24 protein-coding genes are annotated in these 24,490 nt (G+C 33.6%); 17 read left to right on the forward strand and 7 right to left on the reverse strand.

Annotated features, from left to right (window positions below):
• Positions 1-289 precede the first annotated feature (289 nt).
• From gyrA to dnaA, 6 genes are all read right to left on the reverse strand, one after another.
• Positions 290-2,803 (reverse strand): DNA gyrase subunit A, encoded by a 2,514-nt coding sequence (gyrA, locus tag COE53_RS01680; protein ID WP_175403483.1) that lies wholly within the window; start codon positions 2,801-2,803, stop codon positions 290-292.
• A gap of 67 nt (positions 2,804-2,870) precedes the next feature.
• Positions 2,871-4,790, reverse strand: coding sequence for a DNA topoisomerase (ATP-hydrolyzing) subunit B (gene gyrB, locus COE53_RS01685; RefSeq protein ID WP_069033824.1), 1,920 nt, complete (start codon positions 4,788-4,790; stop codon positions 2,871-2,873).
• Between the two features lie 98 nt (positions 4,791-4,888).
• Entirely contained in the window at positions 4,889-6,010 is a 1,122-nt protein-coding gene (recF, locus tag COE53_RS01690; RefSeq protein ID WP_069033634.1) for a DNA replication/repair protein RecF, read from the reverse strand.
• Between the two features lie 17 nt (positions 6,011-6,027).
• Positions 6,028-6,246 (reverse strand): S4 domain-containing protein YaaA, encoded by a 219-nt coding sequence (gene yaaA / locus COE53_RS01695; RefSeq protein ID WP_069033635.1) that lies wholly within the window; start codon positions 6,244-6,246, stop codon positions 6,028-6,030.
• Positions 6,247-6,464: 218 nt separating this feature from the next.
• On the reverse strand, positions 6,465-7,610 hold the full coding sequence (gene dnaN, locus COE53_RS01700) for a DNA polymerase III subunit beta (protein WP_069033636.1): 1,146 nt from the start codon (positions 7,608-7,610) through the stop codon (positions 6,465-6,467).
• Positions 7,611-7,766: 156 nt separating this feature from the next.
• Entirely contained in the window at positions 7,767-9,113 is a 1,347-nt protein-coding gene (dnaA, locus tag COE53_RS01705; protein ID WP_069033637.1) for a chromosomal replication initiator protein DnaA, read from the reverse strand.
• 746 nt (positions 9,114-9,859) lie between these two features.
• On the opposite strand from dnaA, the gene rpmH reads away from it, so the two are divergent.
• From rpmH to COE53_RS01755, 10 genes are all read left to right on the forward strand, one after another.
• Positions 9,860-9,994 (forward strand): 50S ribosomal protein L34, encoded by a 135-nt coding sequence (gene rpmH, locus COE53_RS01710; RefSeq protein WP_056467137.1) that lies wholly within the window; start codon positions 9,860-9,862, stop codon positions 9,992-9,994.
• Positions 9,995-10,135: 141 nt separating this feature from the next.
• Positions 10,136-10,516, forward strand: coding sequence for a ribonuclease P protein component (rnpA, locus tag COE53_RS01715; RefSeq protein ID WP_069033638.1), 381 nt, complete (start codon positions 10,136-10,138; stop codon positions 10,514-10,516).
• A gap of 39 nt (positions 10,517-10,555) precedes the next feature.
• Entirely contained in the window at positions 10,556-11,341 is a 786-nt protein-coding gene (gene spoIIIJ, locus COE53_RS01720) for a YidC family membrane integrase SpoIIIJ (RefSeq protein ID WP_069033639.1), read from the forward strand.
• The gene (gene jag / locus COE53_RS01725) at positions 11,338-11,976 is read left to right on the forward strand and encodes an RNA-binding cell elongation regulator Jag/EloR (protein WP_069033640.1); all 639 of its coding nucleotides are present in this window, start codon (positions 11,338-11,340) and stop codon (positions 11,974-11,976) included. Before spoIIIJ ends, jag begins: the two co-directional genes overlap by 4 nt.
• 166 nt (positions 11,977-12,142) lie before the next feature.
• Positions 12,143-13,519 carry a tRNA uridine-5-carboxymethylaminomethyl(34) synthesis GTPase MnmE gene (gene mnmE, locus COE53_RS01730; protein WP_069033641.1) on the forward strand — a complete coding sequence of 459 codons (1,377 nt, stop codon included), beginning with the start codon at positions 12,143-12,145 and terminating at the stop codon, positions 13,517-13,519.
• 18 nt (positions 13,520-13,537) lie between these two features.
• Complete coding sequence (mnmG, locus tag COE53_RS01735; protein WP_069033642.1) at positions 13,538-15,424, forward strand: tRNA uridine-5-carboxymethylaminomethyl(34) synthesis enzyme MnmG; 1,887 nt, start codon at positions 13,538-13,540, stop codon at positions 15,422-15,424.
• Positions 15,425-15,445: 21 nt separating this feature from the next.
• Positions 15,446-16,165 carry a 16S rRNA (guanine(527)-N(7))-methyltransferase RsmG gene (gene rsmG, locus COE53_RS01740; protein WP_069033643.1) on the forward strand — a complete coding sequence of 240 codons (720 nt, stop codon included), beginning with the start codon at positions 15,446-15,448 and terminating at the stop codon, positions 16,163-16,165.
• Between the two features lie 85 nt (positions 16,166-16,250).
• Positions 16,251-17,093 carry a nucleoid occlusion protein gene (gene noc / locus COE53_RS01745; protein ID WP_025568950.1) on the forward strand — a complete coding sequence of 281 codons (843 nt, stop codon included), beginning with the start codon at positions 16,251-16,253 and terminating at the stop codon, positions 17,091-17,093.
• Between the two features lie 127 nt (positions 17,094-17,220).
• Positions 17,221-17,982, forward strand: a complete 762-nt coding sequence (locus COE53_RS01750; protein ID WP_025568951.1) for a ParA family protein — start codon at positions 17,221-17,223, stop codon at positions 17,980-17,982.
• Positions 17,975-18,811, forward strand: coding sequence for a ParB/RepB/Spo0J family partition protein (locus tag COE53_RS01755; RefSeq protein ID WP_025568953.1), 837 nt, complete (start codon positions 17,975-17,977; stop codon positions 18,809-18,811). Before COE53_RS01750 ends, COE53_RS01755 begins: the two co-directional genes overlap by 8 nt.
• A 103-nt stretch (positions 18,812-18,914) precedes the next feature.
• Here the strand turns inward: COE53_RS01755 and yyaC are convergent, their stop codons facing one another.
• Positions 18,915-19,502: a spore protease YyaC gene (gene yyaC / locus COE53_RS01760; protein ID WP_049813552.1), complete on the reverse strand. Its 588-nt coding sequence runs from the start codon at positions 19,500-19,502 to the stop codon at positions 18,915-18,917.
• A 194-nt stretch (positions 19,503-19,696) separates the two neighbouring features.
• On the opposite strand from yyaC, the gene COE53_RS01765 reads away from it, so the two are divergent.
• From COE53_RS01765 to COE53_RS01795, 7 genes are all read left to right on the forward strand, one after another.
• Positions 19,697-20,593: a mechanosensitive ion channel family protein gene (locus tag COE53_RS01765; RefSeq protein ID WP_049813553.1), complete on the forward strand. Its 897-nt coding sequence runs from the start codon at positions 19,697-19,699 to the stop codon at positions 20,591-20,593.
• Positions 20,594-20,630: 37 nt separating this feature from the next.
• Positions 20,631-20,828: a DUF951 domain-containing protein gene (locus COE53_RS01770; protein ID WP_025568956.1), complete on the forward strand. Its 198-nt coding sequence runs from the start codon at positions 20,631-20,633 to the stop codon at positions 20,826-20,828.
• 163 nt (positions 20,829-20,991) lie between these two features.
• Complete coding sequence (gene ychF, locus COE53_RS01775; protein WP_025568957.1) at positions 20,992-22,092, forward strand: redox-regulated ATPase YchF; 1,101 nt, start codon at positions 20,992-20,994, stop codon at positions 22,090-22,092.
• A 130-nt stretch (positions 22,093-22,222) separates the two neighbouring features.
• Positions 22,223-22,513, forward strand: coding sequence for a 30S ribosomal protein S6 (rpsF, locus tag COE53_RS01780; RefSeq protein ID WP_025568958.1), 291 nt, complete (start codon positions 22,223-22,225; stop codon positions 22,511-22,513).
• 34 nt (positions 22,514-22,547) lie between these two features.
• Complete coding sequence (gene ssb, locus COE53_RS01785; protein ID WP_025568959.1) at positions 22,548-23,033, forward strand: single-stranded DNA-binding protein; 486 nt, start codon at positions 22,548-22,550, stop codon at positions 23,031-23,033.
• An 80-nt stretch (positions 23,034-23,113) separates the two neighbouring features.
• Complete coding sequence (gene rpsR, locus COE53_RS01790) at positions 23,114-23,347, forward strand: 30S ribosomal protein S18 (protein ID WP_025568960.1); 234 nt, start codon at positions 23,114-23,116, stop codon at positions 23,345-23,347.
• Between the two features lie 132 nt (positions 23,348-23,479).
• Positions 23,480-24,406: a YybS family protein gene (locus COE53_RS01795; protein WP_069033644.1), complete on the forward strand. Its 927-nt coding sequence runs from the start codon at positions 23,480-23,482 to the stop codon at positions 24,404-24,406.
• Positions 24,407-24,490 lie beyond the last annotated feature (84 nt).

Consider the following 24,490-nt stretch of genomic DNA (forward strand, 5'->3'; position numbering starts at 1 on the left):
TTTCAAAGTTCACTTTGTCGTCCGTATCTCTTGGCGACTTCTATATAATAACAAATCTGATAACCTTGGTCAATAGTTTTTATAATATAATTTCAAAAAAAATACAAAACCTTATTCTTCATTAATATCCCCTTCATCTCAAGCATTTTAACCCTTGTCTAAAGTAGTACAAATAATAGAGATATACTAATCAAAATAGAACTAGTAAGTTCTTAATCAAAAATAGTTCACTAATATACAGTCAAAAAAAGAGAGAACCTAATTGTTCTCTCTACTAGTCACAGCTCAATTACTCTTCTGTTGTTTCAATCTCATCTTCGTTTTCAAGAGTCACTGCTTCATCAGCTTCATTTTCAGCTTCTTCATCAATTTCCTCTTCTTCTTTCGCAGCAATTGCTACAGTCGCAACATGACCTTCTTGATCAAGTTTAATTAATTTAACACCTTGAGTAACTCGACCTAAACGTGAAATTTGGTCAATTGGCATACGAATCATTACACCAGACTCAGTAATTAACATTAAATCCTCTTCGTCACTTACACATTTTAACGAAATCATTTTACCGTTTTTATCTGTAACATTAAGCGTTTTTAGACCTTTACCACCACGACTTTGAATTCGGTATTCTTCCTGTGCAGTTCGCTTACCATAACCTAGTTCCGTGACAACAAGAATATCTAAATGCTCTTCAACAACTTCCATTCCAACAACATAATCATCATCAGAAAGTGTAATTGCTTTAACACCTGTTGCCGTTCTTCCCATCGATCTAACATCATCTTCATTAAAACGGATCATCATACCTTTTGAAGTACCGACAACAATATCTTTTGTTCCGTCAGTTAAACGTACCGATATTACGTCATCATCTTCTTTTAAATTAATTGCAATTAACCCGTTAGTACGAATGTTTGCAAAGGCAGATAAAGGTACACGTTTTGCTATTCCTTGTTTTGTTGTAAAGAATAGGTACCAATTCTCTAAAAATTCACTTACTGGAATAATAGCGTTAATATTTTCATCGCGATCGATTTCAAGTAAGTTTACGATAGGTAATCCTTTAGCTGTACGGCTATACTCTGGAATCTCATAACCTTTTGAACGGTATACTTTTCCCTTATTCGTAAAGAATAAAATAGTATCATGTGTTGAAGTTGTTAGTAAGTGCTCTAAGAAGTCATCATTATTAGTACCCATTCCTTGAATACCACGTCCACCTCTACGTTGAGATCGGTAAGTAGAAACTGGAAGACGTTTAATATATCCATTATGAGTTAAACTTAAAATGATATTCTCCACTGGTATTAAGTCTTCATCTTCAATGATTTCTAATCCACCAGGAACTATTGCTGTTCTTCGTTTATCATTATACTGCTCTTTTAGCTGAGTTAATTCTTCTCGAATAATTTCAAGAACTCTTTCCTCATTTGCAAGAATTTCTCTTAATTCTGCAATTAACTTGATTAGCTCTTGATATTCTTCTTCAATTTTCTCGCGCTCTAAACCAGTTAAACGTTGTAACCTCATATCTAAGATTGCTTGAGCTTGCTTTTCAGATAAATTAAAAGTTTCCATTAAGCCATGTTTAGCGATTTCTCCTGTTTGAGAAGCTCTAATTAAGCTAATTACCGCATCTAAATGGTCTAAAGCAACTTTTAAACCTTCTAAAATATGTGCACGCGCTTCTGCTTTTTCCAACTCAAACTGTGTTCTACGTTTAATAACAACAATTTGATGGTCTAAATAGTGTTTTAAACAGCTCTTTAGAGATAGAACTTTTGGTTCACCATTAACAAGTGCTAATAAATTAATACCAAAACTTGTTTGAAGAGCAGTTTGTTTATAAAGATTATTTAAAAGTACATTTGCGTTCGCGTCTCTTCTAACTTCAATGACAATACGCATACCATTTCTGTCAGATTCATCACGTAAATCAGTAATACCTTCAATTTTCTTATCTCGAACTAGTTCAGCAATTCGTTCAACAAGCTTGGCTTTATTTACCTGATATGGTAATTCTGTAACAATAATCGTTTGTCTGCCATTTGCTTTTTCTTCAATTTCAACTTTCCCTCGAATGATGATCGAACCTTTACCAGTTTCATAGGCCTTACGGATTCCGCTTTTACCTAAAATCATACCTGATGTAGGAAAATCAGGACCTTGAATATATTCCATTAATTCTTGTGTAGTGATTTCGGGGTCTTTACTTAATGCAAGTACACCATCAATTACTTCACCTAATTGGTGAGGAGGAATATTCGTAGCCATACCAACCGCTATACCCGTTGCTCCGTTTACCAACAAGTTAGGGAATCGTGCAGGAAGAACGATTGGCTCTCTTTCTGAACCATCATAGTTATCTTGATAATCAATCGTGTTTTTATTAATATCACGAATCAATTCCATCGAAATTTTAGACATTCTAGCTTCTGTATAACGCATCGCCGCCGCCGCGTCTCCATCAACTGATCCAAAATTCCCATGGCCATCTACTAACATATATCTGAAGTTAAAGTCCTGAGCCATACGTACCATTGTTTCATATACAGCAGAATCACCATGCGGGTGATACTTACCAATTACTTCACCAACGATACGCGCTGACTTTTTATAGGCTTTATCAGCTGTCATACCTAAATCATTCATTGCATATAAAATTCTTCTATGCACAGGCTTAAGGCCGTCTCGTACATCTGGTAACGCTCGAGAAACAATTACACTCATTGCATAATCTAGGAAGGAATTACGCATTTCATGACTAATATTTATTTCTTTAATTTGTTGATTTTCACTCAACATCGGCACCTCCCTTTAGTTTCCGTATCTACCTGAGAAAAGGAGCATAAAAGCTCCTTACAAATACATATTAAATATCTAAATTCTTTACATACTTAGCGTTATCTTGAATAAAGTTACGTCTTGGCTCCACTTTTTCGCCCATTAACGTTTCAAACGTTTCATCCGCTTCGATAGCATCTTGAAGGTTAACTTGTAGTAACGTTCTAGTTTCTGGATTCATTGTAGTTTCCCATAACTGATCAGGGTTCATTTCACCTAGACCTTTATATCGTTGAATAACAGGTTTTGGTACTGCATTTAAAGTCGACATAATCTCATTCATTTGTCGATCATTATAAGCATATTGTATTTTTTTCCCTTGCTGGATCTTATATAAAGGTGGTTGAGCAATATAAATATAACCACTTTCAATGATTTGACGCATATAACGATATAAGAACGTTAACAATAAAGTACGGATGTGGGCACCATCTACATCAGCATCCGTCATCAATATAATTTTATGATATCGTGCTTTCTCGATATCGAAATCATCACCGATTCCGGTACCAAAAGCAGTAATCATTGAACGCACCTCGTTATTTGATAAAATTTTATCAAGTCGAGCTTTTTCTACATTAATAATTTTTCCACGTAAAGGAAGAATTGCTTGGAAGTGACGGTCTCGTCCTTGTTTTGCACTTCCACCCGCTGAATCACCCTCAACGATATAAATTTCGCTAATAGAAGAATCTTTTGAAGAACAATCTGCTAATTTCCCAGGTAAACTTGATACTTCTAAAGCACTTTTTCTTCTTGTTAACTCACGAGCCTTCTTAGCAGCAACACGCGCTCTAGCCGCCATTAAACCTTTTTCAACTATTTTTTTAGCTTCTGTTGGATTCTCTAATAAAAACTTTTCAAGTTTTTCTCCAAAAACTTGCTCAGTAATCGTACGAACTTCACTATTACCTAATTTAGTTTTTGTTTGTCCCTCAAACTGTGGATCTGGATGTTTAATAGAAACGATTGCTGTTAATCCTTCACGTACATCCTCACCAGATAAGTTGCTATCTTGATCCTTAATTAAACCATTCTTACGACCATAATCATTAATTACACGAGTTAAAGCTGTTTTAAACCCAACCTCGTGCGTACCACCTTCGTGTGTATTAATATTATTCGTGAATGAGTAAATATTACTTGTATAGCTTTCGTTATATTGAAGTGCAATTTCTACACTAATTCCATCTTTTTCACCAATAACAAAAATTGGTTCGTCATGTATTACTTCTTTAGAACGGTTTAAATGTTCAACGTAAGATTTAATTCCACCTTCATAATGGAATTCTTTCTTTTGTTTATTTTCTCTACGGTCTTCAATTGTTAAGCGAATACCTCTATTAAGGAATGCTAGTTCTCTTAAACGGTTTGCTAATGTATCAAAGTCATAAACTGTCGTTTCAGTGAAAATTTCTACATCAGGTTTAAAATGAGTAATCGTACCTGTAACATCAGTTTCACCAACGATACTCATATCTTCAACAGGTATACCTTTAGAAAATTGTTGATAATAAATAGTACCTTCACGATGAACGTGAACTTCTAGCAAAGTAGACAGTGCATTTACTACTGAAGCACCAACCCCGTGTAATCCACCAGATACTTTGTATCCACCACCGCCAAATTTTCCACCCGCATGAAGTACCGTCATAATTACTTCTAGTGCAGGTCTACCCATTTTTTCATGGATACCTACTGGAATCCCACGGCCATTATCTTTAACAGTAATACTATTATCTTCTTCAATCGTTAAATTAATCTCATCACAGTATCCAGCCAATGCCTCATCTATACTATTATCAACGATTTCCCATACTAAGTGATGTAATCCTTTTCCGCTCGTAGAACCGATATACATACCCGGTCTTTTACGTACGGCTTCTAAACCTTCAAGAACTTGTATCTGATTTTCATCATAATTATGTTCTTGCATCTTTTGATCCATTGTCATGAACACTCACCTACTTTTTTTATTTTACATAAAAGAATTAGTAAATTTCAGCTATGCTTTTTAGGCGGCGTAGTAGAAATTTCATAAATTATTTATCGAGAAGTACTTATAATTGTTCCATGTGAAACATTTATAATATTAGCTTGTTTTATCGTTTCGTGCTGAATCCCGTCGACACTTGTTGTTGTGACAAAAGTCTGTACTTTATTTTGAATTGCATTTAATAAGTGTGTTTGACGATAGTCATCTAGCTCTGAAAGGACATCATCTAATAAAAGTATGGGATATTCTCCAACTTCCTCTTTAATCAGTTCAATTTCTGCTAGTTTTAATGAAAGAGCTGTTGTCCGCTGCTGTCCTTGCGATCCAAAAGTTTGAACGTTTTTATCATTTACCATAAAAACCAAATCATCTCTATGCGGACCAAGCAATGTAGTACCTCTTGATACTTCACGCTCTTTTTCAGCTTCGAATAGTTTTATGTACTCATCTTCCATTTTCGTCAAATCTGTTAAATCTGATACATTAATGCTTGGTTTATATATAATTTCTAGCTTTTCGGTCTCTCTAGAAATTTGACTATGAATAGGCGATGCCCAATCCTGTAGTAATTTGATGAACGAAATTCGTTTTTCAATTATTTTTACGGCATGTTTTACAAGCTGAGATGTTAGGACTTCAAGCATTAAATAGTTCCGATCTCGGCTAGTTTGTAATGTTTTTAGTAGTGAATTTCGCTGTTGGAGGATTCTCTGGTACTGACTTAGTTCATGTAGGTAAACAGGCGAAACTTGTCCTAGTTCCATATCTAGGAATTTACGACGCACTTGCGGACTACCTTTTACTAAATGTAAATCTTCCGGTGCAAACATAACGACATTCATCACGCCTATATATTGACTTAACTTCATCTGCTCAAGATGGTTCAGCTTTGCTTTCTTACCTTTCTTTGAGAGGATTAGCTGTAGTGTTACTTGCTGATTTTTTTTCTGTAACGTACCCTTTATTGTACCATATTCTTCATCCCACCGTATCATTTCTTTGTCGTTGCTTGTTCGATGGGACTTTGTTAAAGCTAGCACATAAATGGATTCCATTAAATTTGTTTTACCTTGAGCATTCTCACCAATAATGACATTAACATTATTTTGAAAATTCAACTCAAGTTTTTCATAATTACGATATTGTTTTAGCTGTAAATCTTTAATATACAATGGGATTCCCCCAAAACTTATGAAGTTATAATATACGAACCTTTTCCAGTTATAGAAATTGTATCATTTAAAACTAATTTTTTTCCTCTTCTATTCTCAGGTTCATTGTTTACAAAGATTTCATGCTCCGATAGAAACCATTTAGCCATTCCACCTGTATCAATTACACCCGCAAGCTTTAAAAATTGGCCTAATGTAATATATTCTGTATTTATTTTAACTTTTTCTGTTTTCATTTTTTATCACCCTCATTTATCCATTCCTTAATTGTACTAAACTTCTATAAGAAAAAAAACACTTAACCCTTATTTTGTCTATTAAGTACAAAAAGACTGACCTAAATGTACTATGCACTCCCCAAACAAATTTGTAGAATAAATTCTTTATTTATTCTGCCCTTTGGAGATTGCTAGTACATTCTATTAGGCCAGCCCCTTTCGATAGAAATTACTAACTAGTATGTGCGAACTGGTAAAATTAATTGCAATGTTCTTGAATCATTTACAGTACGAATTAAAAATGGTCTCATTGCCCCCGTAAATTGAATATAAATTTCTGGGCTTTCTATTGCTTTTAATGCATCCATAACATACTTCGCACTAAAAGAGATTTTTAACTCTTCACCTTTAATATCCTCGCAAACAATTTCGTCTACTACTTTACCGATTTCAGGAGAATAAGAGGAAATATTGACCACTGAGCTGCCAACTGTTTCTAAGTGAACAACATTATTTCTACCTTCTCTTGCTAATAAAGAAGCACGATCAATTGCTTGTAAGAATTCTTTCGTCATTACAGTTAGTTCCGTTTTACTTTCACTTGGAATTAACTTTGATGTGTCAGGATAATTACCTTCTAATAGTCGAGTAAAGAACAATAGATGTTTTGTCTTAAATAAAGCTTGATGTTCTGTTAAGACGATTTCTACTTTTTCATTATTGTCATCTAGAATTTTACTTAATTCATTTAGACTTTTCCCAGGAATTACTACGCTAGCTTTAAATTCACTTGTTATAGAACTTCCGTCAATTTTAGCTTGTCTTAAAGCTAATCGATGGCTATCTGTCGCTATACACGTTAGATCACCATTTTCAATCTTCCAGTTTACACCAGTTAAAATTGGTCTAGTTTCTGAAGTTGATACTGCAAATACAGTTTGACGAATCATAAATTTTAATAAATCTGCAGAAATAGAAATTGTTTCATGTTCTTCAATCTGAGGAAGTAGTGGATATTCCTCAGAGTCAAAGCCATTTAAGCTAAATTCAGTTTTTCCGGCTCTTATTGTTGTTACATAATTATTATCAGACTCTAATTCGACAAAATCTGAAGGTAATTTTTTTACAATATCACTAAAATATCGAGCATTTAATACAATGCTTCCAGTTCGTTTTACATCAACTAGTTGCTGATCATCTAATACTATTGGTAAATAAGATTCTATAGATATATCTGAATCACTACCTGTGAAAGTTAGTCCTTCATTTGTAACGACTAATTTAATACCAGTTAAGATTGGAATAGTTGTTCTTGATGAAACAGCTCTCATAACTTCTTGTACAGCTTTAACAAGATGATCTTTTTGTACAGTAAATTTCATTGTTTGTACTCCTTATATAATTTATAAAATAATATAGTAATAGTAGTAGGGCCTGTGAATTTGTGGATAACTATAATTTATTAAAGAAAAATAAGTCTATCAACATGTGGATAGACTGTGTAAAAAAGAGAGAAAGTTATGCACAGGTAAATAACTCTACTGATTTAATTTTTCATTGATTTCTTTAATTTGAGATTGCAGCTGTGAGTCAGTTTCGACTAATTTTGAGATTTTTTCATGCGCATGAATAACAGTTGTATGATCTCGTCCTCCAAACTCTTCTCCTATTTTAGGTAAAGAATGGTCTGTCAGCTCTCTTGAAAGATACATTGCAATCTGTCTTGGGAAGGCTACGGATTTTGTACGTTTCTTTGCTTTAAAATCCTCTAATTTAATACTAAAAACTTCTCCAACTGTTCGTTGAATGTCATGTATTGATACTGTTTTAGGCCTCGTCGCTGTAATTAAATTCTTTAAGGCTTCAGCGGCCACGCTAGCATTTATATCCTTATTAATTAACGATGAATAAGCAACTACACGAATAAGTGCTCCTTCTAATTCACGGATATTTGTATCAATTTGATTTGCAATATATAACATTACCTCATTTGGAATATCTAACCCCTCAGCCTTAGCCTTTTTACGTAAAATCGCAATCCTAGTTTCTAAATCTGGTGGTGTGATATCTGTAATAAGGCCCCATTCAAATCGTGAGCGAAGTCGATCTTCTAATGTAGGAATTTCTTTAGGTGGTCGGTCACTTGAGATAATGATTTGTTTACTTTCTTCATGAAGTGTATTAAAAGTATGGAAAAATTCTTCCTGTGTTTGTTCTTTTCCAGCTAAGAACTGAATATCGTCTATAAGTAACACGTCTACATTACGGTACTTATTTCTAAATTCAATTGCTTTATTATCACGAATTGAATTAATGAACTCATTTGTAAATTTTTCTGATGATAAATAAACGACTTTGGCATTTGGATTATGCTCGAGTACATAATGTCCAATTGCGTGCATTAAGTGGGTTTTCCCTAACCCAACGCCCCCATATATAAATAATGGGTTATAGGCTTTTGCAGGTGCCTCGGCAACCGCTAATGATGCTGCGTGGGCAAAACGGTTACCTGAACCAATTACGAAAGTATCAAAAGTATATTTAGGGTTCAACATACTTTGGTTGAACTCTACTGGTTCTTCAAATTTTACTTTGGCTTTAACGGCCGGTATATTCATCTCTATTTCTTCTACATGATTTTGAGGAAGGATAAATTTGATTTCTAATTCCGCTCCAGTTATTTCTAAAACTGTATCCATTATTAAAGATGAATACTTAGACTCAAGCCAATCACGAGCGAATTCATTTGGGGCAATAATTGTTAAAGTATCATTCTTTAAAGAAAATGCCTTTGTTGATTTTAGCCATGTTTCAAAGCTTGGTTTACTTATTTTTTTTTCTATTTCTGCTAGAACCCTGGACCACAGATCCCCTATATTTTCCAAACAGTAATCCCTCCTTACAAAGCTTGTTCAACTTTTGTACAAGCACATAAATTAAGTATTTATTTTTATTCATGTCTTTGAATATGCGTTATTTTATAAAACTGCAAAAATCCACTTTATTTGACAGTATTCACCCATGTGGATAACTTAAAAATGGTACAAGTGTAAAACCTGTCCACAAGTTATTAACATCTGTGGACAAATAAAAATAAAAAACAACTTGTCCAAAGTGGAAAACAAATTAATAATATCAAAAATCTTTAGCTATTTCAATGAGTAGTTAATGTTATCCACATGCTAATCCACTTGTTTAAAAAAATTGTCCACAGAAAACGGACTTGTGTAAAAGTTGTCAGTAACTGCTGTGGGTAAAAAATGTGTAGAAAAATATTATCCACAGAGCACTTAACAATTTTAAGAAAAGGGAAAGAAGTAGTTTTATGTAGATTTTTTTATTCACTGAAAAGTGCGTTTCAAAAAATCTTTCGACACCATATTTTTCTGCTCTGATTAATCGTTTATAAATTTATTGGAGGGAAATGATAGGAGTAAATCGCATTTCTTTTATAAAATAAGTGACTTTTTTTTATTTTTTTCTTATTAAAACTCACTGGATCAACCATTCTTCACAAATTGGAAATAATTATTAATCATGATTTAACATCTTACATTGACATTAATAGTAGTTATTCTTTATAATTTATAGGACTGTCTATTACAGTAATTCCTCAGGGAGGTGTCATATAATGAAAAGAACATTTCAACCAAACAAACGTAAACGCAGCAAAGTACATGGTTTCCGTAGCCGTATGAGCACTGCAAATGGACGTAAAGTTCTAGCAGCTCGTCGTCGTAAAGGAAGAAAAGTATTATCTGCGTAGGCCACTGTCAACAGTGGTCTTTTTCACTAATAAGAAGGCCTTTTTTGCTTTTATGTCACAATTTGTAAGTAAAAAGGGCCTCATTTTTTATAAAAAAATTGTTATGATAATTGAAGGAATCATTTGAGGTGTCAGTAGAACATGAACAAGAAAAACAGAATAAAAAAGAATGCAGATTTTAGTCGCGTTTTTCAAAAGGGATCGTCAACTGCAAATCGACAATTTGTAATCTATACATTAAAAAAGGAAGATCAAAAGCAATTTCGTATAGGATTATCTGTTAGTAAGAAGTTAGGTAATGCTGTAGAAAGAAATCATATTAAGCGGTATATAAGACAAGCTCTTACTGAATTAAGTGATGATCTTCGTGTAAATATGGATTATGTTGTAATCGCAAGAAAGCCCTGTACTGAACTACCTTTTAATGAATTTAAAAAAAGTTTAATTCATGTGTTGAAAAGGGCGGAAGCGCTTAAAATACGTGATTCAAAACATAAATTAGATAAAAATCAAATTAAGTAATTACATATTTAAATGTAACTTCTTAAAGGAGGAACTAGTTTGAAGACTAAGAAGTACCAATTGCTAGTTACAGTTCTTTTATTAGTAGTCGTGTTAGCTGGGTGTTCGCAAACAAACCAACCGATTACGTCTGAAAGTACGGGGATTTGGAATGAGTATTTCGTTTATCCACTATCATGGTTAATCACAGCTGTATCTAAAATTTTTGGTGGAAGTTATGGAATGTCGATTATCGTCGTAACACTTTTAATCCGTTTAGCATTACTACCGTTAATGATTAAACAAATTAAAAGTACAAAAGCGATGCAATCAATCCAGCCTGAAATGGCCAAACTTAAAGAAAAATATTCTTCAAAGGACCAAAAAACTGTCCAAAAATTAAATGAAGAAACAATGAAGTTGTATCAACAACATGGTGTAAATCCGCTATCTGGTTGTTTACCTATTTTTATTCAAATGCCAATCTTAATTGCTTTCTATCATGCAATTATGAGAACAATGGAAATTAAAGCGCATGACTTCTTATGGTTCCAATTAGGACATCCGGATCCAATTTATGCTTTACCAATCATCGCTGGTATTACAACTTTCATTCAACAAAAAGTATCAATGAGTACTGGTTCAATGACAGGACCTGCTGCTCAACAAATGAAAATCATGCTTTATGTTATGCCAATCATGATTTTAATATTTGCTGTTAGACTACCATCTGCTTTAGCTTTATATTGGGTAGTTGGTAACACATTTATGATTCTTCAAACATTATTTGTTAATAGAGGTAACACTACCGTTAAAAATAACAATGTAGGAGGGGCTAGTAAGTGAGAGAAGTAACTGCTACTGGTCAAACAATCGAACAAGCAGTTCAATTAGCACTTCAGCAACTTAGTTCAACAGAAGAAGACGTAGAAATTACAGTAATCGAAGACGGCAAAAAAGGATTTTTAGGATTTGGTGCTAAACCTGCTAAAGTATTAGTTGTTAAAAAGAAGACTTTAATCGAAAAAGCATATGACTACCTTTTAAATATTGTTAAGAGTCTTGATGAAACTGCAGATGTAAATTTCGAATTGCAAGGTACTAAAGAACAAACCTTCTTATTTACAGTAAAGGGTGATAAGGTTGCCCTTATTATTGGAAAAAGAGGTAATACTTTAAATGCTCTTCAATTCTTAGTTCAAACATTTGTTAATCGTCATTCAAAACAATTGATTCATGTTGTCGTTGATGCAGAAAATTATCGATTAAAACGTAAGGAATCGCTAGAAATTCTTGCAAAAAAGACTGCTCAAACAGTTTTAAAAACAAGAAAAGCGATCTCTTTAGAGCCAATGCCTTCTTTCGAAAGAAAAATTATACATCATATACTAACAGATATGCCGAATATCTCTACAAAGTCTGTAGGACAAGATCCACATCGTCAATTAATTATAGATTTAAAGAAACCAATTAAGGGCTAAGCCTTAATTGGTTTTTTAATATTGTTCATTCAAGTCATTTAAGTTTACTTGTACTTTGGTACGGTTATAATATAAAAACATTCAATTATAAAATTCTTTATGCTATGCTATAGATTTAGAAGTAACATGTTAACTTTTGTTTAACATGCTCCGAGGTGATTTTTTGATGGAATTCGATACAATTACAGCCATATCGACACCAAAAGGCGAAGGTGCAATTGCCATCGTTCGATTAAGTGGCGATGAAGCTGTTCAAATAGCGAATAAATTATTTAAAGAAAAAGATTTAAATAGAGTAGATTCACACACAATCCATTACGGACATTTAGTCGATCCAAGTTCGGGTAATACTGTTGAGGAAGTTATGGTCTCGATTTTAAGGGCACCGAAAACGTTTACACGTGAAGATGTTGTCGAAATAAATTGTCATGGTGGAATTTTTTCGGTTAACAAAGTACTTGAATTAGTACTATCACAAGGTGCTAGATTAGCGGAGCCTGGTGAATTTACAAAAAGAGCATTTCTTAATGGACGAATCGACCTATCTCAGGCAGAAGCAGTAATGGATTTAATTCGTTCAAAGACTGACAGGGCAATGGCGATCGCAATGAATCAAGTGGAAGGTCGATTGTCAAAGTTAGTTAATGGCTTAAGACAAACATTACTTGAAATTTTAGCTCATATTGAAGTAAATATTGACTACCCTGAATATGATGATGTTGAAGAAATGACCAATACTGTTTTAATTGAAAAAGCGAAAACAGTTCGTGTTGAAATACAAAAACTGCTAGAAACATCAAAACAAGGTAAAATTTTACGTGAAGGACTATCTACTGTCATTATTGGTAGACCTAATGTTGGGAAATCGTCTCTTTTAAATACACTTGTCCAGGAAAGCAAAGCAATTGTTACTGATATTCCAGGTACAACACGTGATGTAATTGAAGAATACGTTAATGTAAAAGGTGTGCCATTACGCCTAATTGATACAGCCGGTATTCGTGAAACTAAGGATGTTGTAGAAGCAATTGGTGTAGAAAGATCTAAAAAAGTATTGAACTTAGCTGATTTAGTTTTATTTGTTTTAAATAATAATGAGCAATTAAGTGAAGAAGATCGTAAATTGTTTGTCGAAATGAGCGGTAAAGACGTAATTGTGATCATTAACAAAACAGATTTGCCACAAAAGCTCGATCTGAATGAAGTAAAGGCGTTAGTTGGTAATGCTAAAGTTGTTACAACTTCCTTAAAAGAAGAAAAAGGAATTGATGATTTAGAAAAAGCAATAGCCGACTTATATTTTGAAGGGCAAATTGAGGCACAAGATTTAACTTATTTATCTAATGCTAGACATATTGCGCTATTAAAGCAATCAGAACAGACAATCAATGACGCGATTGAGGCCATGAAAAATGGTATGCCGATTGACTTAGTACAGATTGACTTAACAAGAGCATGGGAATTGTTAGGTGAAATCGTTGGAGATACAGTTCAGGAAAGTTTAATCAACCAGCTATTTTCTCAATTCTGTTTAGGGAAATAATGGTTAGGAGGAGAAAAGATGAGTTTTGAAGCAGGCAATTATGATGTAATCGTTATTGGAGCTGGTCATGCTGGATGTGAAGCCGGTTTGTCATCTGCTCGAATGGGTGCAAAAACACTAATGCTGACAATAAATCTTGATATGGTCGCATTTATGCCTTGTAACCCGTCAGTAGGTGGTCCTGCCAAGGGGATTGTTGTACGTGAAATTGATGCACTTGGCGGTGAAATGGGTCGAAATATCGATAAAACACATATTCAAATGAGAATGTTAAATACGGGTAAAGGTCCGGCAGTACGCGCATTGCGTGCTCAAGCGGATAAATTTGCTTATCAACACGAATTAAAGAAAACCATTGAAAATACGGAGAATCTAACACTAAAGCAAGGATTAGTAGAAAGATTAATTGTAGAAGATGGACAATGTACAGGTGTAATTACACAAACTGGTGCTATTTATCGTTCAAAAACAGTTGTCATTACAACAGGTACTTTTTTACGCGGAGAAATTATTGTAGGAGAATTAAAATACTCAAGTGGTCCTAATAACCAACAGCCAGCAATTAAGCTTTCTGAGCACTTAGAGGAATTAGGGATTGAACTTGTTCGTTTTAAAACAGGTACGCCTCCTCGTGTAAATAGTCATAGTATTGATTATTCAAAAACAGAAATACAACCTGGCGATGATGTACCTCGTGCATTTTCATTTGAAACAGAACCAGTTGAAACAGAACAAATTCCTTGTTGGTTAACTTATACAAGTGAAACTACACATCAAATCATCGACGATAACTTACACCGTTCGCCGATGTACTCTGGTATGATTAAAGGTACTGGGCCACGTTATTGTCCTTCTATTGAGGATAAAGTTGTCCGATTTAATGATAAACCGAGACATCAAATTTTCTTAGAGCCAGAAGGAAGAAATACTCAAGAAGTTTATGTGCAAGGATTATCAACTAGTTTACCTGAAGATGTACAGGAAAAGATGCTGCGTTCAATTGCAGGTCTTGAAAATGTTCAAATGATGAGAACTGGATATGCAATTGAATATGACGCGATAGTACCTACTCAATTATGGCCAACATTGGAACTTAAGCAAATTAAGAATCTGTATACTGCTGGTCAAATTAACGGAACTTCGGGTTATGAAGAAGCAGCCGGTCAAGGTTTAATCGCAGGAATTAACGCTGCATGTCGTTCACTAGATAAAGAAGAGTTAATTTTAGATCGCTCTGAAGCTTACATTGGTGTTTTAATAGATGATCTAGTAACGAAAGGGACAAATGAACCATACCGTCTTCTTACTTCTAGAGCAGAATATCGATTATTATTACGTCACGATAATGCCGATTTACGTTTAACTAAAATCGGTCAAAGACTTGGTTTAATAAACGATGAAAGATATGCAGAGTTTGAACAAAAGAAAATGTTAATTGAAGAAGAAATAGAGCGCTTAAAAACAACACAATTAAGACCAACAAAAGAAGTACAGGAATTAATCGCAAAAAATGGTGGTAGTGAACTGAAAGATGGCATTCGTGCAGCAGATCTTTTACGTCGTCCTGAAATGCTTTATGAGCATATCCATCTTCTTTCTCCATCTGAAAAAGACTTACATTCGGATGTTAAAGAGCAAGTTGAAATACAAATTAAGTATGAAGGTTATATTGAAAAATCATTAAATCAAGTAGAACGTATGAAAAGAATGGATTTAAAGAAAATCCCTGAAAATATCGATTATCAAGCTATTCATGGCCTTGCTACTGAGGCAAGACAAAAGCTTGAGCAAGTGCGTCCTCTATCAGTAGGTCAAGCTTCTCGTATATCTGGTGTTAATCCAGCAGATATTTCAATTCTACTTGTTTATTTAGAACAAGGAAAAATTGCAAGAATATCGAACTAATAATAGATAGGGGTATTACTAGTGAATAAAGAACAATTTATCGCTGCTCTTAAAGATAAAGGAATCCATTTGTCTGATTTTCAATTAAAACAATTTGATATATATTTCCACACATTAGTTGAGTGGAATAATAAAATGAACTTAACTGCTATTACAGAAGAAGAAGAAGTATATTTAAAGCATTTTTATGATTCAATTAGCGCTGCCTTTTATTTTGACTTCGCTGATGAAATTACTTTATGTGATATTGGTGCAGGAGCGGGCTTCCCTTCTATCCCAATTAAAATATGTTTCCCATCTATCAAATTAACGATCGTAGACTCCCTTCAAAAAAGGATTACATTTCTAAACCATTTAGCGAAGGAATTACAATTAGAGAATGTATCATTTATTCATGATCGAGCAGAAACTTTTGCTAAAAGAACTGGTATGAGAGAATCTTTCGATGTTGTAACTGCTAGAGCAGTTGCTAGAATGTCTGTGTTAACTGAATTATGCTTACCACTTGTTAGACCGAATGGCCATTTTGTTGCACTTAAAGGCGCAGCTGGTCAAGAAGAGTTGGATAAAGCAAATTATGCTATAAAAACACTTGGTGGAGAAGTTAAATCAATTAATCACTTTACTCTCCCAAGCGAAGACAGTGATCGAAATATTGTTATAGTAGAAAAGAAACGCAAAACGCCAACTAAGTACCCTCGCAAACCGGGTACCCCTGGTAAAGAACCATTAGAGGTTTAATATGATAAACTAACAAATGTTTCACGTGAAACATTTGTTATGTTTATTCTATTGTGAACGAAATTCTAAAAGGGTGGGAATCACATTGAAAAGCACATTATCTAGGTTATTTGGCTTATCAGAAAAAGAAATTAATGAAAATTCGGTTTCGAGTAATGAAGTTATTCGCCAAATTCCAGTATCGGACATTGTACCGAATCAGTATCAGCCTAGAACATTCTTTGATGATGAAAAAATTAAAGAACTAGCGCTAACGATTCGAACTCATGGTATTATTCAACCAATTGTTGTTAGGGAAATTAGACCAAACTTTTATGAAATAATTGCCGGGGAAAGAAGATTCAGAGCCGTTTCATCTTTAGGTTGGGATACAATTCCTGCAATAGTGAAAACATTTAACGATACAGAGACTGCCTCCGTCGCTCTGATTGAAAACTTACAACGTGAAGAACTATCTCCTTTTGAAGAAGCCGTAGCTTACCAAAAACTAATTGATTTACATAACTTAACTCAAGAGGCTTTAGCTCAGCGATTAGGTAAAGGTCAATCGACTGTTGCAAATAAACTGAGATTGTTGAAACTTCCAGGAGAAATACAACAAGCATTATTGGATAAGTCGATTACGGAACGTCATGCAAGAGCACTTATTCCATTAAAGTTGCCTCAACTACAAATTACTCTTCTTCAAGAAATAATTGAAAAACAGTTAAATGTTAAACAAACTGAAGAACGAGTCGTTACATTACTTACTGAGAAAAAGCCAAAAGCTAAACGTAAATTTAAGGCCATTAGTAAAGACATTAGAATTGCGATGAATACGATCCGTGAATCTTTACAAATGGTTACTAAAACAGGCATGAATATTGATAGTCAAGAAGAAGAACATGATGACTATTATCAAATTACAATTAAAATACCAAAAAAATAAACATTAAATTCACCTCTTTTAAGTGGTGAATTTTTTTATTCATTTTTAAATCTAGACACAACGATGAATCTATTCATGGTAAAATAGAAAATAAGAATTGTTTGTTGTGGAAGGAGTAGATTACATAGTGGTTAAAGTAATCTCTATAGCTAATCAAAAAGGTGGTGTTGGTAAGACTACAACATCAGTAAATTTAAGTGCTTGTTTAGCTCACTTAGGAAAAAAAGTATTACTAGTCGATATAGATCCCCAAGGTAATGCAACTAGTGGTATTGGAATTGAAAAAGCTGATGTAAATCAGTGTGTTTACAATGTATTAGTTGATGACGTTGAGGCGAAAAATGTCATTTTAAACACTGCTATTCCAAATTTTGATATTATTCCAGCAACAATTCAACTTGCTGGAGCAGAAATTGAATTAGTACCTACTATTTCTAGAGAAGTACGATTAAAGCGTGCTTTAGATACTGTAAAAGGTAACTATGATTATATTTTAATAGATTGTCCTCCATCACTAGGGTTATTAACTTTAAACTCACTAACTGCATCTGATTCAATTATTATTCCAGTTCAGTGTGAGTATTACGCACTTGAAGGTTTAAGTCAGTTATTAAGTACTGTACGTTTAGTACAAAAACATTTAAATAAAAATTTAGCAATTGAAGGCGTTTTGCTAACAATGCTAGATGCTCGTACAAATTTAGGGCTCCAAGTTATAGAAGAAGTAAAAAAATATTTCCAAGATCGCGTCTATAAATCAATTATTCCAAGAAATGTACGCTTAAGTGAAGCACCAAGTCATGGTAAACCGATCATTACTTATGATCCAAAGTCAAGAGGTGCAGAAGTATATCTCGATCTAGCAAAGGAAGTGATTGATAATGGCTAAAGGTTTAGGTAAAGGTATTGGAGCATTTTTTCAAGATATAAACCAGCAAGAAGAGTTAGTTCAGGAAATTGATTTAAAAGAACTTAGACCTAACCCATACCAACCTCGCAAAGTATTTGATGAAACTGCAATGTTAGAATTAACTCAGTCAGTGATTGAACATGGTATTCTTCAACCAATCATTGCTAGAAAAAGCATAAAGGGCTTCCAAATCGTTGCTGGAGAAAGACGATATCGCGCTGCAAAAAATGCGGGTTTAAATACAGTACCAGTTATTGTAAGAGACCTTACTGAAGAGCAAATGATGGAGCTAGCTGTATTAGAAAATTTACAGCGAGATGATTTAAATCCTCTTGAAGAGGCTGAAGCATATCAAACTTTAATTGAACAATTACACTTAACACAAGAACAATTAGCAAAGAAACTTGGAAAAAGTCGTCCACATATTGCTAACTATTTAAGAATTTTAACCTTACCTAACTCTGTTCAAAAAATGGTTGAAGAAGGCACGCTCTCAATGGGTCATGGAAGAGCACTTTTAGGATTAAAACGAAAAGGATTAATTGAAGGTACCGCACTAAAAGTAATTGAAAAAAACCTAAGTGTTCGTGAGGTTGAAACGTTAGTCAATGAGCTAAATGAAAATGTTTCACGTGAAACATCAAAGAAAACCCCGACTAAAAACATATTTTTTAGTGAATATGAGGATCTTTTACAGGAAAAGTTCGGAACGTCAGTTAAAATTAAATCGGCTAAAGATAAAGGGAAAATAGAAATCCAATTCTTTAACAAAGAGGATTTGGAGAGAATTCTTTCAATTATAAAATGAGTTATTCATAGGGAATATTAAATGTGTTGGCTTCCAATGCAGTTAATACTCCCTTTTTGTTTTTATCTGACCTTTTTTAATTGAAAGTTAGGAAACTATTATGTTAAAAATCTAATTGACAGGTAAATTTTCTTTCAGTTTCTTTAATTGAATTCGCAATAAACTTAGCCATTTTCATTACAAGGCTTAATCTAGTATTTTGTAGAACGTAGAATTCCATAAATCCACTAACATTTACAACTCCGGTTAAATTAATTTCGCCAACTAAAGGTAATTCTTTTTTCATTGCTGCACCAGGTTTTAACGGACCATTGGATAAACGTACGCTACCAATACTTTTTACTCTGCCTAAACATGCATCTACAGCAATGATAAATGGATTGTTATACTTGCCTTTAATTCTTTCAAGTTGTTCTGAAAGATTTAACGCATGAATTGGCTCATCAAGAGTACCATAATAATGAAACCTACTTAAGTTTAATTCTCCTAACATGGTTCCAACTAAAGGACCTAAAGAGTCTCCCGTAGAACGGTCAGTTCCAATACATACAAAAACGATTTCTTTAGTGTGTACACTTGGAAGCGACTTACATAAACGATCTGCAAATCTGTTAATAGCGTTTTCGTCATCTAGAAATACAGAATAATCATCCTTGAATAGGTTACGCAAAGGATTTGCTGAAAATTGCATAATATCGCCTACTTTTCATTTAAGAGAGTAGTATTAGTTTATGCAAAATTTAAACAATTTATACTTTCGTCAAGCAATGTTCGATATTAAATTAAACTATTATTACATTTGTTCATATTTGTAGTTTTAAGGTGTTAATTCGTTTAGTATTACGTTTAAAGTCATTTGAAAATAGATAGGGGGAAAAATACAGTATGAATAATGCAGCTGATAAAATAGAAAATGCTGAGAAAGTAATAAAAAAAAGCATGCTAACTCCAGAACAATGGGACACAATTTTAAATTCATCAATAAAAATAGCTTTAATTATTATCGTTTCAGTCTTGGCTGTAAAACTTGGAAGAAAGTTAATCCGTAATCTTTTAAAGGTTAATGCTAGAGGACCGTTACAAGTATCAGAAAGAAGATCAGTAACGCTTATTAAACTGATGGAAAATGTACTTGCATATGTAATATTCTTTATTGCTGCTTTGACGATTCTCCCGATATTTGGTGTGGAAATAAAAGGACTTTTAGTTGGAGCAGGAATAGGTGGCGTAGCAATTGGTTTTGGTGCACAAAGCTTAGTAAAAGATATCATTTCTGGATTTTTTATTTTGTTTGAAGATCAATTTTCAGTTGGTGACTACATTAGAGTTCAAACTTTCGAAGGAACAGTATTATCAATCGGTTTAAAAACAACTAAAATTAGAAGTGGAACTGGTGAGCTTCATATTATCCAGAACGGAATGATTACTGAAGTAACCAATTTTTCATTACATAATGCTGTGGCAATGGTAGATGTTAGTATTTCATATGAGGGTGACATTGAACATGCACAAAATGTAATTGAACAGCATTTAGAAACTATGCCAGCTAGATATGAAGAAATGGTAAAACCTCCAGAGTTTCTTGGAATCCAAAACTTAGGACCTTCTGAAGTAACATTGAGAATCTCTTCGGAAGTTAGAGCGATGACACAGTTTAAAATTTCTAGAGCAATTCGAAAAGAAATTAAGGAAGTACTTGAAAGAAATAACATAGAAATTTCGTATCCAAAGATGGTATTATATAAACAACCAGAAACTAAAAATGAAAATGCGAATGTATAGTTTGTATGCTACTATTTTAAGGAAGTGAAGTTTTTACATGGAAGAAAAAGAATTTAACCTAAATGATGTAGTAGAAATGAAAAAACCTCATCCTTGTGGAGTAAACAGATGGAAAATTATTCGAATGGGTATGGACATTCGATTAAAATGTGAGGGATGTGAGCATAGCGTATTAATTCCACGCAGAGAGTTCACACGAAAATTAAAAAAGGTTTTAGTTCGATCTGAAGAGTAGAACGATTGTTAAATCAATGGGTATCTAGTAGAGCAATTTGAAGGATCGCTCGTATTAGATACCTTTCGTATGTTTAGAATTAATATTCAGATTTTCTTGTTATTTTTTTTTGAAATCAATATAATTGTGAAAGATTAACTAAGTTCGTATAGGAGTGGAAAATATGCCATTAACAGCAGGAATCGTAGGATTACCAAACGTAGGAAAGTCGACATTATTTAATGCAATTACACAAGCAGGTGCTGAATCAGCAAACTATCCGTTTTGTACAATTGATCCAAACGTAGGTGTGGTAGAAGTACCAGATTACCGTTTAGTAAAATTAACTGAATTAGTTCAACCTAAAAAAACTGTTCCAACAACTTTTGAATTTACTGATATCGCAGGGATCGTTAAAGGTGCAAGTAAAGGTGAAGGTTTAGGAAATAAGTTTTTATCTCATATTCGTGAAGTAGACGCAATTTGCCAAGTAGTACGTTGCTTTGTAGATGATAATATTACTCACGTATCTGGAAAAGTAGATCCAATAGCAGATATTGAAACAATTAACTTAGAACTAATTCTTGCAGACTTAGAATCTGTTGAAAAACGTATTGATCGTGTAGCTAAATTAGCGAAGCAAAAAGATAAAGATGCATCTTATGAACATGAAATTTTAGTGAAATTAAGAGATGCATTTGAAAATGATAAGCCGGCTCGTTCAGTAGAGTTTACGGAAGAGCAAATGAAAGTAGTAAAAGGTTTACACTTATTAACGACTAAGCCAATGCTTTATATCACTAATGTTGGCGAGGATGAAATCGCAGATGCTTCATCAAACGAATACGTTGAAAAGGTAAGAGAATTTGCAGCTAAAGAAGGTTCTCAAGTAATTGTAATTAGTGCAAAAATTGAAGAAGAAATAGCTGAGCTAGATGATGAAGAGAAACGTACATTCCTTCAAGAACTTGGAATAGAAGAATCAGGTTTAGATCAATTAATTCGTGCAGCTTATTCTTTATTAGGATTGGCAACTTATTTCACTGCAGGTGTACAAGAAGTAAGAGCTTGGACATTTAAAAAAGGTATGAAAGCACCACAATGTGCTGGCGTAATTCATAGCGACTTCGAACGTGGCTTTATCCGCGCAGAAACAGTTTCTTTTGAAGATTTAGCGACTTATGGTAACATGACAGCATCAAAAGAAGCAGGTAAAGTACGTCTTGAAGGGAAAGAGTATATCGTACAAGATGGAGATGTAATGCATTTCAGATTTAATGTTTAATGAAAATAGCAAGTCAATTAATGATTTGCTATCTTAAAAAAACTATGCTATAATTCTAACTCGTGAGTGATTAATTAAATTGCTCCTTGCCCTTAGTTGGGCCGTTAGACCAAAAGGAGGTGACATTGTGATGAATAAATACGAAATCATGTACATCGTTCGTCCAAACATGGAAGACGAAGCACAAAAAGCATTAGTTGAGCGTTTCAACGGCGTTTTAACTGAACAAGGTGCTGAAATCACAAACGTTAAAGAGTGGGGTAAACGTCGTTTAGCTTATGAAATTAACGATTTCCGTGATGGACACTACATGCTTGTAAACGTTTCTGCTAAACCAGAAGCAGTACAAGAATTCGATCGTTTAGCGAAAATCAGCGAAGATATCATCCGCCACATCGTTATCCGTGAAGAAGAAAAATAATATTTTTTAAATGCTTTAGGGAGGTAGGAATCAGATGATCAATCGTGTAGTACTTGTAGGTCGCTTAACAAAGGATCCGGACTTACGTTATACGCCAAGTGGGGTTGCCGTTGCAACATTTACTCTAGCAGTGAATCGTACCTACTCAAATCAGCAAGGTGAAAGAGAAGCAGATTTTATTAACTGCGTTATCTGGAGAAAGCCCGCTGAAAACGTAGCAAACTTCTTGAAAAAAGGAAGCTTAGCTGGCGTTGAGGGACGTATTCAAACTAGAAGTTTTGATGGTCAAGATGGTAAGAGAGTATATGTAACTGAAGTTGTAGCCGACTCTGTTCAATTCTTAGAACCAAGAAATGCATCAGGTAACCAAGGTGGTTCATTCGGTATGAACCAACAAAATCAAGGTTTTAACGCTGGAAATCCTTTCGAAGCACCATCTCAGAAGCCTAGCTTTAATGATGATCCATTTGGTGGGACAAGCAAAACGATTGATATTACTGATGACGATCTTCCTTTCTAATAATAAAAACAGTGTAATGCTGAACGGTTAGCATTACTAAAAAATTAATTTTTAAGTAGAGGAGGGAAATAACAATGGCAATGGGTGGACGCAAAGGTGGACGTGCTAAACGTCGTAAAGTTTGTTACTTTACTTCAAACGGCATCACTACAATCGACTTCAAAGATACTGAGTTATTAAAACGTTTCGTTTCTGAGCGTGGTAAAATTTTACCTCGTCGTGTAACTGGTACTTCTGCAAAATACCAACGTAAATTAACGATCGCAATCAAACGCGCTCGTCAAATGGCGTTATTACCATACGTAGCTGAATAAGCTAAGTAATAAAAAGTACAGCATTCTAGTGCTGTACTTTTTTTGTATTTATGAAAAAATAAGTTTTATGGTAAAATAAGAAATAGTATGCTTATCGTGAAATAAGTAGGGGTAGTTGAAAGGAGCTTTATTTTGAAATCGACTCGATTTATTACCGAGGGTGCAGTACTATTAGCTATTTACTCAGTACTACTGTTAATATTTAGATTTGTACCGTTTCTCTCAATTTTTATGGCATTCCTTATGCCACTGCCGTTTATTATTCTAAGTATTAAATACTCAATTAAAGAATCACTTTTACTTTGCTGTGTGGCACTAGGATTAACAATTGTGATTACCTCATTTAATTTACTTCCAGTTACTTTAATGTACTCAACAGTTGGTATAGCATTTGGGTATCTATTGAAAAATGAGCGAAGTAAAGGAGAGATATTACTTACTAGTACTTTCTTATATTTAATACATACAGTACTATCGTACATACTATTCAAAGCTGTTTTTCATATTGATTTCGTTAAAGAGAATATAAACTTGGCAACGGAAGCTATCGAAAAAAGTAAGGAACTTAGTGCCAGTCTTGGTACTAACGCCAATGAAAAAGCATTAGATAGTCTTACAAATGCTATTAAATTAATCCCTACATTAATTCCTTCAATACTGTTAATGGTTAGTTTTATACTTGCTTTTTTAACTCAACTTGTAACTTTTCCATTAATAAGAAGATTAGGTTATAAAACTCCGAAATTTAAGCCATTTAGAGAGTTTAGACTCCCAGTAGGATTCATGTGGTTCTTTTTAATTGTAATGATTTTTTCATTCTTCAATTTGAAACAAAGTAGTTTCCTCAGTACAGCAGTGATTAATTTAACATATGTACTTCAAATTTTACTGCTCGTTCAAGGTTACGCTTCAATATTTTATTTTAGTTATTTAAAACATTTTTCTAAAGCGGTACCAATTATTATATTGATCGCAAGTTTTATCATTCAACCATTAATTTATATTGTTTTACTAATTGGAATTGTCTCAATTGGAATATTTAATAGAAGAAAAATTTAAACTTAAAACATATTTGTTACTAATTTGTTGTGAGAAAGTGAATAAACTTTAATATGTAAGTTAGATTTTATTTGGCTTAGGGGT

It is taken from the genome of Bacillus sp. AFS029533, assembly GCF_002585125.1.
GTDB classification, from domain to species: domain Bacteria; phylum Bacillota; class Bacilli; order Bacillales; family Bacillaceae_G; genus Gottfriedia; species Gottfriedia luciferensis_B.